The 15,579-nt window shown below is 33.0% G+C and carries 11 protein-coding genes and 1 other RNA gene; 10 read left to right on the top strand and 2 right to left on the bottom strand.

Annotated features, from left to right (window positions below; all coding sequences use genetic code 11):
- Positions 1-20: 20 nt before the first annotated feature.
- The 8 genes from dnaJ to NH341_RS10545 all read left to right on the top strand — a co-directional run bounded on the left by dnaJ (position 21) and on the right by NH341_RS10545 (position 10,225).
- A complete protein-coding gene (gene dnaJ / locus NH341_RS10580; RefSeq protein ID WP_073183511.1) occupies positions 21-1,145 on the top strand; it encodes a molecular chaperone DnaJ in 1,125 nt (374 codons plus the stop codon).
- A 187-nt stretch (positions 1,146-1,332) separates the two neighbouring features.
- An RNA gene (gene rnpB / locus NH341_RS10575) (RNase P RNA component class A) lies at positions 1,333-1,642 on the top strand.
- 289 nt (positions 1,643-1,931) lie between these two features.
- Positions 1,932-4,709: a bifunctional aconitate hydratase 2/2-methylisocitrate dehydratase gene (locus tag NH341_RS10570; RefSeq protein WP_253056798.1), complete on the top strand. Its 2,778-nt coding sequence runs from the start codon at positions 1,932-1,934 to the stop codon at positions 4,707-4,709.
- Positions 4,710-4,899: 190 nt separating this feature from the next.
- A complete protein-coding gene (locus NH341_RS10565) occupies positions 4,900-7,167 on the top strand; it encodes an aconitate hydratase (RefSeq protein ID WP_159494872.1) in 2,268 nt (755 codons plus the stop codon).
- 104 nt (positions 7,168-7,271) lie between these two features.
- Positions 7,272-7,943, top strand: a complete 672-nt coding sequence (locus tag NH341_RS10560) for a Crp/Fnr family transcriptional regulator (RefSeq protein ID WP_047790590.1) — start codon at positions 7,272-7,274, stop codon at positions 7,941-7,943.
- Positions 7,944-8,019: 76 nt separating this feature from the next.
- Positions 8,020-8,904, top strand: coding sequence for an anti-sigma factor (locus NH341_RS10555; protein ID WP_159615737.1), 885 nt, complete (start codon positions 8,020-8,022; stop codon positions 8,902-8,904).
- A gap of 75 nt (positions 8,905-8,979) precedes the next feature.
- Positions 8,980-9,690 (top strand): peptidoglycan DD-metalloendopeptidase family protein, encoded by a 711-nt coding sequence (locus tag NH341_RS10550; protein ID WP_159615735.1) that lies wholly within the window; start codon positions 8,980-8,982, stop codon positions 9,688-9,690.
- Between the two features lie 61 nt (positions 9,691-9,751).
- Positions 9,752-10,225, top strand: a complete 474-nt coding sequence (locus NH341_RS10545; RefSeq protein ID WP_253056796.1) for a DUF6495 family protein — start codon at positions 9,752-9,754, stop codon at positions 10,223-10,225.
- Here the strand turns inward: NH341_RS10545 and NH341_RS10540 are convergent.
- Entirely contained in the window at positions 10,220-10,912 is a 693-nt protein-coding gene (locus tag NH341_RS10540; RefSeq protein WP_173361019.1) for an NAD-dependent deacylase, read from the bottom strand. The two genes, NH341_RS10545 and NH341_RS10540, sit on opposite strands and share 6 nt — an antisense overlap.
- Positions 10,913-11,000: 88 nt before the next feature.
- Between NH341_RS10540 and NH341_RS10535 the strand changes: the two genes are divergently transcribed.
- Positions 11,001-11,672, top strand: coding sequence for an RNA methyltransferase (locus NH341_RS10535; RefSeq protein WP_253056794.1), 672 nt, complete (start codon positions 11,001-11,003; stop codon positions 11,670-11,672).
- On the opposite strand, the gene NH341_RS10530 is transcribed toward NH341_RS10535, so the two are convergent.
- A complete protein-coding gene (locus tag NH341_RS10530) occupies positions 11,665-13,992 on the bottom strand; it encodes a type IA DNA topoisomerase (RefSeq protein ID WP_253056792.1) in 2,328 nt (775 codons plus the stop codon). The genes NH341_RS10535 and NH341_RS10530 overlap by 8 nt on opposite strands.
- 146 nt (positions 13,993-14,138) lie before the next feature.
- Between NH341_RS10530 and NH341_RS10525 the strand changes: the two genes are divergently transcribed.
- A complete protein-coding gene (locus tag NH341_RS10525) occupies positions 14,139-15,572 on the top strand; it encodes a hypothetical protein (RefSeq protein ID WP_159494866.1) in 1,434 nt (477 codons plus the stop codon).
- Positions 15,573-15,579 lie beyond the last annotated feature (7 nt).

Here is a 15,579-nt window from a genome sequence, read left to right as displayed (position 1 = left end):
ATAGTTGAACATTGAAAGTTATGGCAAAACAAGATTATTACGAAATATTAGGATTATCAAAATCAGCATCAAAAGCTGAAATTAAAAAGGCATATCGTAAGATGGCTATTAAATACCATCCAGATAAAAACCCTGATGATAAAGAAGCTGAAGAAAAATTCAAACTAGCCGCAGAAGCTTATGAGGTGTTAAGTGACGACAACAAAAAAGCTCGTTACGATCAGTACGGTCATGCTGCTTTTGAAGGAGGTCATGGAGGCTTCGGTGGTGGAGGTATGAATATGGATGATATATTTAGCCAATTTGGAGATATTTTCGGAGGAGCATTCGGAGGAGGTTTCGGTGGTTTTGGTGGTGGAGGTCACCGTCAAGCACGAGTTAAAGGTAGTAACTTACGTATCCGTGTAAAGTTAACACTAGAAGAAATTGCCAAAGGTGTAGAAAAGAAGGTAAAAGTTCGTAGAAAAGTTCAAGCAGACGGAGTAACCTATAAAACATGTTCAACATGTAATGGTAGCGGACAACAAATGCGTGTTACCAATACTATTTTAGGTAGAATGCAAACAGCTACTACTTGTAGTACCTGTCATGGAGCAGGAGAGATGCTAGATAAAAAACCAAGTGGAGCAGATGCACAAGGAATGGTAGTAAAAGAAGAAACCGTTTCTATCAATATTCCAGAGGGTGTTACAGAAGGTGTACAATTAAAAGTAGGAGGTAAAGGAAATGAAGCTCCAGGTAAAAACTCAATTCCAGGAGATTTATTAGTGTTAATTGAAGAAGTACCACACGAAAATTTAAAGCGTGAAGGTAGTAATATTCACTACGATTTATATATTAATTTTTCAGAAGCAGTTTTAGGAGTATCAAAAGAAATAGAAACTGTTACAGGAAAAGTAAAGATTAAGATAGAACCAGGAACGCAATCAGGTAAGATTTTACGTTTAAAAGGAAAAGGATTACCAAGTATTGAGCGTTATGGTAATGGAGATTTCTTAATTCATATAAATGTATGGACTCCGCAAGAACTAACGAAAGATCAACGTAAGTTTTTTGAGGAAATGCAAGAAGATGAGAACTTTAGCCCAAACCCTCAGAAATCAGACAAATCTTTCTTTGAAAAGGTTAAAGACATGTTTTCTTAAAAAAATCATAAAAAAGATAATTTTTTTAAATAAAATTTTTTTTAAACGAAAAACAGTTATATATTTGCAGTGTCTAGGAGACGTTCTAGACACTTTTTCTTTTTCATAGCAATTTTCCCACTCAATTCTTTTGAGTGGGTTTTTTTATGAATAGAGGTGTGAACTTTTATTTGATAATAACAATATAATAGCAGACCTATCTTATCGACTTATATGAATATAAGTAGGAAAGTCTGGACACCATAGAGTAGCATAGCGGATAACATCCGTCCGGTGTAAACCGAGGACAAGTGCAACAGAAAGAATGTACAGGTAATGCTGTAGTGAAACCAGGTAAACTCTATGCGGTGCAATGCCATGTACATTAGAGCTTGAGCGCTACTCGCGCGATTCTAAGGGGTAGGCAGATTGATTCTGAGAGTAATTTCAGAACTAGATAAATGATAAGAACCTTATTTTTTAAGGGACAGAATCCAGCTTATGGGTCTGCTTTTTTCCTATTTAGAATCATTATAGCATTTTTTTTAATACACTTAAAAATAGTGAATTATCAATTTGATAATTATTAGGTGTTTTTACATTTGTTTTTTTGATATATTTTTAAAAATAGGTCTTTCTAATTAAATTAATTTGCTTTTTTGACTGTTTTGTTGTTTATTTTTAAAATTGAGGTTAAAATATTACTTTTGCTAAGCAAAAATTAACAGGATAAAGCTGTAAAAGAACGGTTTTAATACGTAATAACTTTTACTATTTCCTTCTAAATATTTAAAAACAAAACTTTTTATGAACACATACTCAGATTACCTAAAGGAGATTGAAGTAAGAAAAGGTCAAGGTCTTCACCCTAAACCTATCGATGGAAGTGAATTGTTAACTGAAATCATCTCACAAATTAAAGATGTAAACAATCCTCACAGAAAAGACTCTCTTAATTTCTTTATCTATAATGTTTTACCAGGTACAACAAGTGCTGCAGGTGTAAAAGCAAACTTTTTAAAAGAAATTATTCTAGGTGAATCTGTAGTAGAAGAGATAACTCCTGCTTTTGCTTTTGAACAATTAGGACACATGAAAGGTGGTCCATCTGTTGAAGTGTTATTAGATTTAGCACTTGGAAATAATGCTGATATTGCCGTTGAAGCAGCGAAAGTATTAAAAACTCAAGTTTTCTTATATGAAGCAGATACAGAAAGATTAGAAAAAGCATATAAAGATGGCAATGTAATAGCTAAAGAATTAATAGAAAGCTATGCTAAGGCAGAATTCTTTACTAAGTTACCAGAAGTAGAAGAAGAAATAAAAGTAGTAACTTTTGTTGCAGGTGTAGGTGATATTTCTACCGATTTATTATCTCCTGGAGCAGACGCTCACTCTAGATCTGATCGTGAGTTACACGGACAATCTATTTTTGAGCATGATAAAGAAATGCAACAGCAATTATTAGTATTAAAAGAACAACACCCAGATAAGCGTGTAATGTTGATTGCTGAGAAAGGAACTATGGGAGTTGGATCTTCTCGTATGTCTGGAGTAAATAATGTGGCATTATGGACAGGTGTTCCTTCTTCTCCATACGTACCATTTATCAATATTGCGCCAGTAATTGCCGGTACTAATGGTATAGCACCTATTTTCTTAACCACAGTTGGAGTAACCGGAGGAATTGGAATCGATTTAAAAAACTGGGTAAAACAAAAAGATGAAAACGGTAATACAGTTGTAGATAAAGATGGAGAACCAATTTTAAAAGAGATGTATTCTGTTAAAACTGGAACTGTTTTAACAATCAATACAAAAGAGAAAAAATTATATAACGGAGATCAAGAGTTAAAAGATATTTCTACAGCTTTAACTCCTCAAAAGATGGAGTTTATTAAGGCTGGAGGATCTTATGCTGTAGTTTTCGGTAAAAAATTACAAACTTTTGCCTGTAAAGCTTTAGGTATTGATATTCCTCAAGTATATGCAGCATCAAAAGAAATCTCTATTGAAAACCAAGGTTTAACAGCTGTTGAGAAAATTTTCAATAAAAATGCTGTTGGAACTACACCAGGTAAGACATTACATGCAGGTTCTAACGTTCGTGTAGAAGTAAACATTGTAGGGTCTCAAGATACTACAGGTTTAATGACGTCTCAAGAATTAGAGATGATGGCAGCTACGGTAATTTCACCAATTGTAGATGCTGGTTACCAATCGGGGTGTCACACAGCTTCTGTTTGGGATGATAAGTCAAAAGCGAATATTCCTCGTTTAATGAAATTTATGAACGACTTCGGTTTAATTACTGGGCGTGATCCAAAAGGTCAATATCATGCAATGACAGATGTAATTCATAAAGTATTAAATGATATTACTGTTGATGATTGGGATATTATTATTGGTGGAGATTCTCACACTCGTATGTCTAAAGGAGTTGCTTTTGGTGCCGATTCAGGTACAGTAGCATTGGCTTTAGCAACAGGAGAGGCAACTATGCCAATTCCAGAGTCAGTTAAAGTAACCTTTAAAGGAAATATGAGAAGCTTCATGGATTTCCGTGACGTGGTACACGCTACGCAACAACAAATGTTAAAGCAATTTGATGGCGAAAACGTATTCCAAGGGCGTGTTATTGAGGTACACATTGGTACCTTAACTTCAGATCAAGCCTTTACATTTACAGACTGGACTGCTGAGATGAAGGCAAAAGCTTCTATCTGTATTTCAGAAGAAGAAACGTTAATTGAATCTTTAGAAATTGCAAGAGATCGTATCCAAATCATGATTGATAAAGGTATGGATAACGAAAAGCAAATGTTACAAGGTTTAGTTGATAAAGCCAATAACAGAATTCAAGAGCTTAAAACTGGTACAAAACCAGCTTTAAAACCAGATGCTGATGCGAATTATTACGCAGAAGTAGTTATTGATTTAGATGAAATTGCTGAACCAATGATTGCAGACCCTGATGTAAATAATGAAGATGTTTCTAAACGTTACACACATGATACTATTCGTCCATTATCTTTTTATGGAGGAACTAAAAAAGTAGATTTAGGTTTCGTAGGATCTTGTATGGTACACAAAGGAGATATGAAAATTTTAGCTCAAATGTTAAAAAATATTGAATCTCAACAAGGAGAAGTAAAATTTAACGCTCCGTTAGTAGTAGCACCTCCAACCTATAACATTGTTGATGAATTAAAAGCAGAGGGCGATTGGGAAGTGTTACAGAAGTACTCAGGTTTTGAATTTGATGATAATGCTCCAAAAGGCTTAGCACGTACAAAGTATGAAAACATGCTATATTTAGAGCGCCCAGGTTGTAACTTATGTATGGGTAACCAAGAAAAAGCAGAACCAGGAGATACGGTAATGGCAACATCTACACGTTTATTCCAAGGAAGAGTTGTAAAAGATTCAGGAGAGAAAAAAGGAGAATCACTATTATCTTCAACACCAGTTGTTGTTTTGTCTACTATCTTAGGAAGAACTCCAACTATGGAAGAGTACGAAAAAGCAGTTGATGGTATTGTTTTAACTAAGTTTAAGCCATCTCAAAAGCAGTTAGTAGTATAATTTATTTATTAAATAAAGTAACTAAAAGCTCAAGTATAATACTTGAGCTTTTTTTATACTGTTAACTACATATAAAATTAGAAAATCTATTATAGATAATAACTATTTAAACTCATTATAATTATATAGTAGCTTCATTTCTATACTATTTTTTTTTGGTAAATTCGTAGGATAACAAAAATTAATAAATATGGCTTTTGATATAGAAATGATAAAAGAGGTATACAGTAAAGTAGTAGAACGAGTAGATACTGCAAGAAAAATTACTGGAAAACCCTTAACATTAGCAGAGAAAATTTTATACACACATCTTTGGGATGGAACACCAACGAAAGCTTTCGAAAGAGGAAAGGATTATGTTGATTTTGCTCCAGATCGTATCGCTTGTCAAGATGCAACAGCACAAATGGCATTGTTACAGTTTATGCAAGCAGGAAAAGATAAAGTAGCTGTACCAACAACGGTGCATTGCGATCATTTAATTCAGGCAAAAGTAGGTGCTTCAACAGATTTGCAAACAGCATTAAATAACTCAAATGAAGTTTTTAATTTTTTAGAGTCAGTTTCTAATAAATATGGAATTGGTTTTTGGAAGCCAGGAGCGGGTATTATTCACCAAGTAGTCTTGGAAAACTATGCTTTTCCGGGAGGAATGATGATTGGTACAGATTCTCATACGGTAAATGCAGGAGGTTTAGGAATGGTAGCTATTGGTGTTGGAGGTGCAGATGCTGTAGATGTTATGGCAGGAATGCCTTGGGAATTAAAGTTTCCTAAGTTGATAGGTGTGAAGTTAACAGGTAAATTATCTGGATGGACAGCACCAAAAGATGTTATTTTAAAAGTTGCAGAAATTTTAACAGTTAAAGGAGGAACAGGTGCTATTGTAGAGTATTTTGGACCTGGTGCAACAGCAATGTCGTGTACAGGAAAAGGAACTATTTGTAATATGGGGGCAGAAATTGGAGCAACAACCTCTACTTTTGGTTACGATGAATCTATGGAGCGTTATTTACGAGCAACAGATAGAAGTGATGTAGCAGATGCAGCAAATGAAATAAAAGAATACTTAACGGCAGATGCTGAAGTATATGCAAACCCTGAACAATATTTTGACCAGGTAATTGAAATTAATCTATCAGAATTAGGCCCATTATTAAACGGACCTTTTACGCCAGATTTATCTACTCCAGTAGGAAAGGAAATGACAGAGAAAGCTCAAGCAAACGATTGGCCATTGCAGGTAGAATGGGGATTGATAGGTTCTTGTACAAACTCTTCTTATGAAGATCTATCGCGTGCGGCTTCTATTGCACAACAAGCAATAGATAAAGGATTGAAAACAAAAGCAGAGTTTGGTATAAACCCAGGGTCTGAGCAAGTACGTTATACTGCTGAAAGAGATGGTATCTTACAAGTTTTTGAAAACTTAGATGCAAAAATATTTACTAACGCGTGCGGACCATGTATTGGTCAGTGGGGACGTTATGAAGATCCTAAGAATGCTCCTAAAAATTCTATTGTGCATTCATTTAATAGAAACTTTGCAAAACGTGCCGATGGTAATCCAAATACACATGCCTTTGTTGCTTCTCCAGAATTAACTGCAGCCATTGCTATTGCAGGTCGTTTAGATTTTAATCCATTAACAGATAAGTTAATTAATGAAGATGGAGAAGAAGTGATGTTAGACGAACCTACAGGTTGGGAATTACCACCAAAAGGATTTGAAGTTGACGATAATGGATATTTAGCTCCAGAAGAAGATGGTAGTGATGTTGAAGTTGTAGTAGATCCAAATTCTGAACGATTAGAATTGTTAACTCCATTTACACCAATTGGAGATGAAATAAAAGGAGCTAAATTATTAATTAAAGCTCACGGTAAATGTACTACAGATCATATTTCTATGGCAGGACCATGGTTACGTTATCGTGGTCATTTAGATAACATTTCTAATAACTGTTTAATAGGGGCTGTAAATGCCTTTAATAAGCAAACTAACTTTGTAAAAAGTCAGTTAACAGGTGAATATGATGCAGTACCAAAAACACAAAGAGCGTATAAAGCGAAAGGAATTCCAACTATAGTTGTAGGTGATCATAATTATGGAGAAGGATCTTCTCGTGAGCATGCAGCTATGGAGCCTCGTCATTTAGGTGTAGTAGCAGTTTTAGTAAAGTCTTTTGCTCGTATTCATGAAACAAATCTAAAAAAACAAGGAATGTTAGGGTTAACATTTGACAACGAAAATGACTATGATTTAATTCAGGAAGATGACACGTTCAACTTTTTAGATTTAAACGAGTTTGCTCCAGACAAACCATTAACAATAGAAGTTGTTCATGCAGACGGTTCAAAAGATATTATTATTACAAACCATACATATAATAAAGGGCAAATAGAGTGGTTTAAAGAAGGTTCAGCTTTAAACTTAATAAAAAAGCAAAACGCTTAAAAGGCTACTCGCAAAATAAAGGTAAAAAAAGCTCTGGAAAACTCCAGAGCTTTTTTGTAATGTATTTTTAGCTTTTTCGACTTAAAATTTAAAAAGTAAAAACTATGAGTGCACTTTGGTATTTTGAAGATGTTAACTTATTTAAAATATTATGCCCACATAAATATCCTGCCTATAAAGAAACACATACTTTAAGTCTTTATAAAAAGAAAGACTATATCTATTTTGAAGAAGATGTCGCAAATAAAATTTATTTAATAGATAAAGGAAAGGTTAAACTAGGTTATTATACAGAAGAAGGAGAAGAAGTAATTAAGGCTATTTTAACCAAAGGAGAAATATTTGGAGAAAAAGCTATTTTGGGTATTGAAAAACGAAATGAATTTGCTCAATCTATAGATAATACAACAGAAATTTGTCCAGTATCACGAGAAACTATGTATTCTTTGATGAGAGATAATATACCTGTAAGTTTTAAGATTTATAAATTTATTGGTTTGAGAATAAAAAAGTTAGAAAGAAGGCTTCAGTTATTATTATTTAAAGACACACGTACTCGCTTATTAGAGTTTTTTAAAGAGTTGTGTGAAGAATATGGACATGAATGTGAAAAAACTGGAGATCAAGTAATAGAACACCCATATACACAAAAAGATATAGCAACACTTATAGGTACTTCAAGGCCAACTTTAAACACCTTAATGAACGAGTTAAAAGAAGAAAAAATTATTAATTTTAATAGAAAGGAGATACGACTACTAAAAAAAATAGCGTAAGTGTAAGCTAGCTAACATTTTATTAGAAAAACTGCAAGTAACTTTGTTTTTGTATAAACTCAAAATTACAAAAACAATGAAAAAAATACTTTTAACAATAGCAGCAGTAAGTACGTTAACTTTTGTTGCCTGTAATGATGATGACGATAATACACCAAAAACATCAAACTTAAGTTTAAATGTTAATGGTCTAGAGAATTTAGGAACTGATTATGTGTATGAAGGTTGGATAATTGTAGGAGGAGCTCCTGTATCAACAGGAACTTTTAATGTAAATGATTCAGGAGAGTTGTCTGAAAGCTCTTTTGTAGTTGATTCTGACATGCTATCAGCAGCAACTACATTTGTTTTAACCATTGAACCAGCAAACGACCCAGATCCAGCACCAGCAAATACTAAAGTGCTAGCAGGAGATTTTTCAGGAAATTCAGCAGGAATATCATCTACAGGAATTGTAGGAGACTTTTCAACTTCAACAGGTAAATACATTTTAGCTACCCCAACTGATGGAATGATGAATAATGAAAGAAGTGGTATTTGGTTTTTAGACTTAACAGGAGGGAGTCCTGCAACAGGACTTTCTTTACCAACTTTACCTGAGGGCTGGAAATATGAAGGTTGGGTAGTTATTAATGGTACGCCAATTAGTACAGGAACTTTTACAGATGTAGCAATGGCAGATGATAATGCAACAACAACACCATTTAAAGGTAATGAAAATAATGGACCAGGATACCCGGGAGAAGATTTTATACAAAATGCTCCAGATGGATTTATTTTTCCAACAGATTTAAGAGGAACAACAGCTGTTATTTCTGTTGAACCCTATCCAGATAACAGTCCAGCTCCATTTACATTAAAACCTTTAGCACATGGAGTACCAGCAGATGCAGAAGATCATGTAACATTTGATATGGAAGCAGGGCCTGTTAGAGAAATTAGCGGAACTGTAACACGATAGAATAATTTGTGTAATTTACATATGTAAGAGTAATCAATTATCTTTGATTACTCTTTTTTATATATAAAACTATTTATGACAGATTTTTTTAAGAATATATCTCAAAAACCATTGCATGTAATTAATGCTAACATATCTTTTAATGAGTACATTCCAATTTCAATAGCTGCATCTAACAAAGAGTTAACTTTTGACGTTTCTTCATCAAAAGAATGGGAAGCATATTTAGAAAACTACTTTTTTAAACATAAAAAAACAGTTGCTTTTGGAGGATATTTAGAAGTAAGAGATATTTATAATAGAAGTGAACATTTTAATAAATTATCAGAAGAAAATCAACGAAATATTCATTTGGGAATTGATTTGTGGTGTGATGCAGGTACAGATATTTTAGCAGTATTAGATGGAGAAATTCATAGTTTTAAAAACAATGTAAACTATGGAGATTATGGACCAACAATTATAATCAAACATTCAATAGAAGGAAATGAATTTTATTCATTGTATGGTCATTTATCCTTAGAATCTTTAAAAGACATATCAGTAGGTAAAAAAGTTAAACAAGGAGAGAAAATTGGAACTTTAGGAGATAGTTCTGTAAATGGAGATTATGCTCCGCATTTACACTTTCAGTTAATAATAGATATTGAAGATTATTATGGAGATTACCCAGGAGTGTCTTCAAAAAAAACGTTGGATTTTTACAAGCAAAATTGCCCTAATCCTAATTTATTATTAAAATTGCCCCATGAAACCCTCATAGATAGATTAAGCAAAACAATATAATCGCCCTAAGTAAAGAGAATGAATAAAAGTTAGGGTCAGTTAATTATTAAAATTTGAATTTTTGAAATATAGACAACTTACAAAGGAGCAGTTTGAAGGACTACACGAAGAGTTCGCACGTTTTTTAGCATCACAAAACATTGATAAAAAAGAATGGGATGAATTAAAAAAAGAGAAACCACATGTGGCAGAAGATGAAATGAATGTATTTAGCGATGTTGTTTGGGATGATGTATTAACCAAAACAGAGTACTTAGAACATTTTTCTCCAAATTTAGTAAACCTATTTAAATGCGAAGAAAAAGAAATGCATCGCATTGTGATAAAAACTGATAAAGAGATTAATGTTTTAGAACAAGAAGGGTTTGAGTGGTTACTAAAAAATCCAAATGATGAAGCAATTGAGTTTTTAAGAGGCTCAAAAGCATATCAAGAAGAAAGAAATGCTGAAATTTTTGACTTAATTGAGAAAGGAAGTACTATTTCTAAAGGAGAACTGTACGAGTATTTTGATCGATTAACATCAAATTCATAAAGCCTTATTAAGTATTGTAATTAACTTATCAGTACCAGAACTAGCAACGTCTTCAATAATAGTTAAGTTATTGAAGGCGTTTTTATTTACAGCAGGTTTAGGATCTATAAAATAAATTGGTGTGTTATGCTGTACATAATTAACCAAACTAGCAGCAGGATATACTTGCATAGAAGTCCCTATAATTACTAAAATATCAGCTTGTAAAGTAATTTCAGCAGCTTTTTCCAATAATGGAACATCTTCACCAAACCAAACAATATGTGGGCGTAATTGAGCTTCTTCTTCACAAACATCTCCTAAAGCAATATCCTTTTTCCAAGGATATACTAAGTTTTCATTTTGGGTACTACGTACTTTTAATAGTTCACCGTGTAAGTGAATCACATTAGAACTACCTGCCCGTTCGTGTAAATCATCTACGTTTTGCGTAATAATATCAACTTCAAAATTATTTTCTAAAGAAACTAGATTATGATGTGCTTTATTAGGAGAAACTTCTAAAAGTTGCCTTCTACGCTGGTTATAAAAATCTAACACTAACTCAGGGTTAGCACGAAACCCTTCAGGTGAAGCCACCTCATAAATATCATGTCCTTCCCATAAACCATCAGCATCCCTGAAAGTTTTAATACCGCTTTCAGCACTAATACCAGCACCTGTTAATACAACCAATCGTTTTTTCATAAATATAAATTTTGTTGCAAGTTTAAGAAAATAAATACTGGGCTATCGCTCTGCGCTTAAAAATAGGAAAAATTACTATGTTTGTTGTATGATTGATGAAGGATTATTAGCCTATTTAGAAGGCTACATTACTGAGAAAAGAAAAGAAACCTTTTATAAGGTTTTAAATGAACGCACACGTCATTTCGCGGTAGTGTTAGAAGATATTTACCAACCACACAATGCCAGTGCGGTGGTGAGAAGTTGCGATATTTTTGGAGTACAAGATGTGTATGCAATTGAAAATAAGTTTACGAACAAGGTTTCAAGACATGTAGCAAAAGGAAGCCAGAAATGGTTAGATATTCATCGGTATAAAGAAGATGGAGACAATACCAAAGCCTGTTTAGAAGATTTACGAGCAAAAGGATACCAAATTATAGGAACCACTCCACATACTGATTCGTGTATTTTACCCGATTTTGATGTGACAAAAAAATCTGCATTTGTTTTTGGTGCTGAAAAAGATGGAATTTCAGATTATATCAAACAAGAAGCGGATGGGTTTTTAAAAATACCAATGGTAGGTTTTACCGAGAGTTTAAATATATCGGTAGCAGCAGCTATTACTTTACAAGATGTAACTACACGTTTGAAAAGAACAGACATACATTGGCAACTTTCAGAAGAAGAAAAGAAGGTACTGTACTTTAAATGGATAAAAAACACGATTAAAAATCCAGAGAAACTGATAGAGTACTACTATAAAGAACTTACTTAGAAGTCAAAAATTTATATACTAATTCTTTGGTTAACGGTTGTCCGTTAGCCATTTTTTTGATGTTTTCAAAAGTAAACACAAAGTCACAACCATTTTTATACTCAGAACATCCATAGGCAGACTTACCTTTTAAAACAGTTCCTTTATTACATTTAGGGCAGGTTATTTTTTCACTGTCATTACGAGGAGTTTGTGACGAAGTAATCTCTTCTTTTGTAGTAATTCCTTTTTTTGGTTCAAATTTTAAATTGAAGTTATCATCAAAACGAACCAAACCTTCAACTTTTTTATCTTCTTGTTTGAAGCCTTTTAAATTGGTAGTACAACCTTTGTCAAGCAAACGAATTAGTTGGTTTTCGGATATTTTTTTATCCATAAATTCAAAAGCCAGTGTAAAATCACAACCATTTTTATAAGCAGAACAGCCATAAGCAGCACTTCCTTTTAATAATTGACCTTTTTTACATTTTGGACATTCTTTACCAACAACGGTTTTCTTTTTTGAAGTCGTTTTTTTAGGAGGTTGCTTTGTTTTTTGAGCTTCGTAAGAAATTCGTTTGGTTTTAGAACTCGAACGAACTTCATAGACCAAATCGTCTACCATTTTTTTCATTTGATTGATAAACGTAGCAGCATGGTATTCACCACGTTCAATTTCTTTCAGACGTTTTTCCCATAGTCCTGTTAATTCGGCAGATTTTAAAAGTTCGTTATCAATTAAATCAATCAAATCGATACCAGTTTGGGTAGGAATAATTAACTTTTTTTGGCGTTCAATATATTTTCTTCTAAATAACGTTTCAATAATACTCGCACGTGTAGATGGTCGTCCAATACCATTTTCTTTCATCAATTCACGCATTTCATCATCATCTACTTGCTTACCAGCAGTTTCCATGGCACGTAACAAGCTCGCTTCGGTATAATTACGAGGTGGTTTGGTTTCTTTTTCTAAAAAAGAAGGTTCGTGCGGACCTTTTTCTCCTTTTTCAAAAGTTGGAAGCACATCTTTCTCTTCTGTTTTTTTAGAATCGTTTCCATATTCAAAAACAGCTCGCCAACCTTTGGTAAGTATTTCTTTTCCTGAAGTTCTAAAAGGCACTTTATCAGCTTCACCTTTAACTTCGGTTTTTGAAATATCGCTATCAGGATAAAACACGGCAATAAATCGTTTTACAATAATATCATATACCTGTTGTTGGTTGTATTGCAGATTGATTTCTACTCCTGTAGGAATAATGGCATGGTGATCGGTAACTTTCTTATCGTTAAAAACTTTACTCGATTTACGTATTTTTTTTCCTAATAAAGGTTGTGTTAACGAAGCATATTGTTTTAGTCCTTTTAAAATATTTGGAACCTTAGGATAAATATCATTCGGTAAAAAAGTAGTATCCACTCTAGGGTATGTAACTACTTTCATTTCGTATAATTTCTGAACAATTTTTAAGGTTTCATCTGCTGAAAACCCAAATTTGTTGTTGCAGTATACCTGTAAACCTGTTAAGTCAAAAAGTTTAGGTGCGTATTCTTTTCCTTTTTTCTTAGTAACCGAGGTTATTTCAAAATCACTTTCTTTTACTTTATCAGCGAAAGCTTGCCCTTCTTCTTTTTTAAGAAAACGACCTTCTTCACAACTAAATAAGGTTTCACGATATTGCGTTTGTAACTCCCAATAAGGTTCAGGTTTAAAGTTTTGAATTTCTTTATAACGATCTACTAACATAGCTAGGGTAGGAGTTTGTACCCTACCAATAGATAACACTTGTTTGTAACCGCCAAATTTTACAGTGTACAACCGGGTAGCATTTAAGCCTAATAGCCAATCACCAATAGCACGAGAAAATCCCGCATAATATAAATTATTATAATCGTCGTTGTCTTTTAGGTTTTCAAACCCTTCTTTAATTGCTTCTTCCGTTAGAGAAGAAATCCATAACCGTTGAATTTTACCTTTGTAATTTGCTTGATTGATAACCCATCGTTGAATGAGTTCTCCTTCTTGCCCAGCATCCCCGCAGTTGATAACCACATCGGCTTTTTCAAATAAAGACTTAACAATTTTGAACTGTTTCTGAATACCACTATCATTAGTAACTTTCGTTTCAAAATGCTCAGGAAGCATCGGTAGGTTATTTAAATCCCAGCTTTTCCAGTGCGGTTTGTAGTCTTTAGGCTCTAAAAGTGTGCATAAATGACCAAATGTATACGTAACTGCATAGCCGTTCCCTTCGAAATATCCATCTCGTTTGGTACTGGCTCCTAAGATATTAGCAATCTCACGGGCTACACTAGGTTTTTCGGCGATACAAACTTTCATGAAAGTAATTTAGAGGGTCGAAATTACTAAATTATTTATGAATGTAGAATCTTATTTTTTATAATACTTAATATTTAAAATAGTTGGTATATTTAAAAAATAAAAAAATTGTTTTTAGCTATTTTTAAAAACAAAAATAAAAAAGAATGAAAATAACAGAACTTATAAAACCTAATACATTTAATAACGAGAACCATTGGTATCCTAAGGTGCTGAATGCTACAATTCATCCAATGGTAAACTTTTTTTTAAACCTTGATAAAGAACGAATTATTGCTAGGTATTGTCACTTACATCCAAAAGTAAATGCAGAAAAACTTAGAGAAATTTTATCGTATGAATGTAAGTACTTTTTATGGGGAGGAGCAGATTTGATTAACTCAACATCGGCAGATGGAGATAAAAATATGGTTATTATAGAGAATAACTCATGCCCATCAGGTCAAAAATCAATGCCTTTGTTAGATGATAATAAAGAAGACGGAGTATATCGCTTGTTAATTGAAAGAACGTTTAAACCTATCTTAGAGAAAAAGCGAAAACTTGTTAAAGATGGTAGATTAGCGGTATTTTATGATAAAAATTATATGGAAACATCAGGTTATGCAGCTGTTATAGCTGATGTTTTTAAAGAAGATGTTTTTCTTGTACCTTATTATTCAAATAAAGATAACGATCATATAAAAATAGAAAATGAAATTTTTTATCTAAAACAAGAAGAAGAATGGATTCCGTTACGAGGTATTTTTAGATATGTAACTCAAAAACCATGGAATAGATTCCCAATTAATAGTAAAACAAAGATTTTAAACCCTATTATTACTTGTTTGGCTGGAGGAAGAAATAAAATGGTAGCTGCCAAAGCATATGATATTTACAACACAGAATTAGAAGAATATGGAATGAAAATAAATATTCCAGATACTATTTGGGATGTTAGCAAGAATGAAATTCCGCTGTGGGTAAAAAAAATGGGAGGGCAAGCAGTTATAAAAATACCTTATAGTAATGCAGGACAAGGAGTTTTTACGATTGTTAACGAACAAGAACTAGAAGAGTTTATGAAGTTAGAAATCGAATATGAACGTTTTATTGTACAAAGTTTAATAGGGAATTACAATTGGAGCTCAGTAAGCACAAAAGGCAAATATTATCATGTTGGTACAATGCCAAATGCTAAAGGAGAAACGTTTGTGTCAGACATTCGTATGATGATTAGTAGTACAAAAGATGGAATAAAACCATTGTGTATGTACTCGAGAAGGGCATTGCTACCGTTGGAAAACGACTTAGAAAGTAGTAAAGATTCTTGGCAAATGTTAGGAACTAACTTATCAGTTAAGTTAGGTGAAAATGAATGGACTTCAGACACTAATCGTTTGTTAATTATGGACAGAAGAGATTATAATAAACTAGGTTTAGGTATAGACGATTTAATAGAAACTTTTATACAAACTGTACTTTCTACCATTGCTATCGACAAAATGTGTATTAGTTTAATAAACTCGAATAAAAAGTTTAAAAAGAAACTATTTACTTCATTAAACAACGATAGTACGCTGTTAAACGAATTATATTAAAAGTATG

The organism is Tenacibaculum sp. XPcli2-G, from assembly GCF_024124505.1.
Lineage (GTDB): Bacteria > Bacteroidota > Bacteroidia > Flavobacteriales > Flavobacteriaceae > Polaribacter > Polaribacter mesophilus.
This window is presented reverse-complemented; position numbering and strand designations above follow the sequence as displayed.

Bases quoted from the DNA above. Each gene is read 5' to 3' on its own strand.
- NH341_RS10540 (WP_173361019.1), bottom strand. From the start codon at position 10,912: ATGAAAAAACGATTGGTTGTATTAACAGGTGCTGGTATTAGTGCTGAA.
- NH341_RS10555 (WP_159615737.1), top strand. From the start codon at position 8,020: ATGAAAAAAATACTTTTAACAATAGCAGCAGTAAGTACGTTAACTTTT.
- dnaJ (WP_073183511.1), top strand. From the start codon at position 21: ATGGCAAAACAAGATTATTACGAAATATTAGGATTATCAAAATCAGCA.
- NH341_RS10535 (WP_253056794.1), top strand. From the start codon at position 11,001: ATGATTGATGAAGGATTATTAGCCTATTTAGAAGGCTACATTACTGAG.
- NH341_RS10570 (WP_253056798.1), top strand. From the start codon at position 1,932: ATGAACACATACTCAGATTACCTAAAGGAGATTGAAGTAAGAAAAGGT.
- NH341_RS10525 (WP_159494866.1), top strand. From the start codon at position 14,139: ATGAAAATAACAGAACTTATAAAACCTAATACATTTAATAACGAGAAC.
- NH341_RS10560 (WP_047790590.1), top strand. From the start codon at position 7,272: ATGAGTGCACTTTGGTATTTTGAAGATGTTAACTTATTTAAAATATTA.
- NH341_RS10530 (WP_253056792.1), bottom strand. From the start codon at position 13,992: ATGAAAGTTTGTATCGCCGAAAAACCTAGTGTAGCCCGTGAGATTGCT.
- NH341_RS10565 (WP_159494872.1), top strand. From the start codon at position 4,900: ATGGCTTTTGATATAGAAATGATAAAAGAGGTATACAGTAAAGTAGTA.
- NH341_RS10550 (WP_159615735.1), top strand. From the start codon at position 8,980: ATGACAGATTTTTTTAAGAATATATCTCAAAAACCATTGCATGTAATT.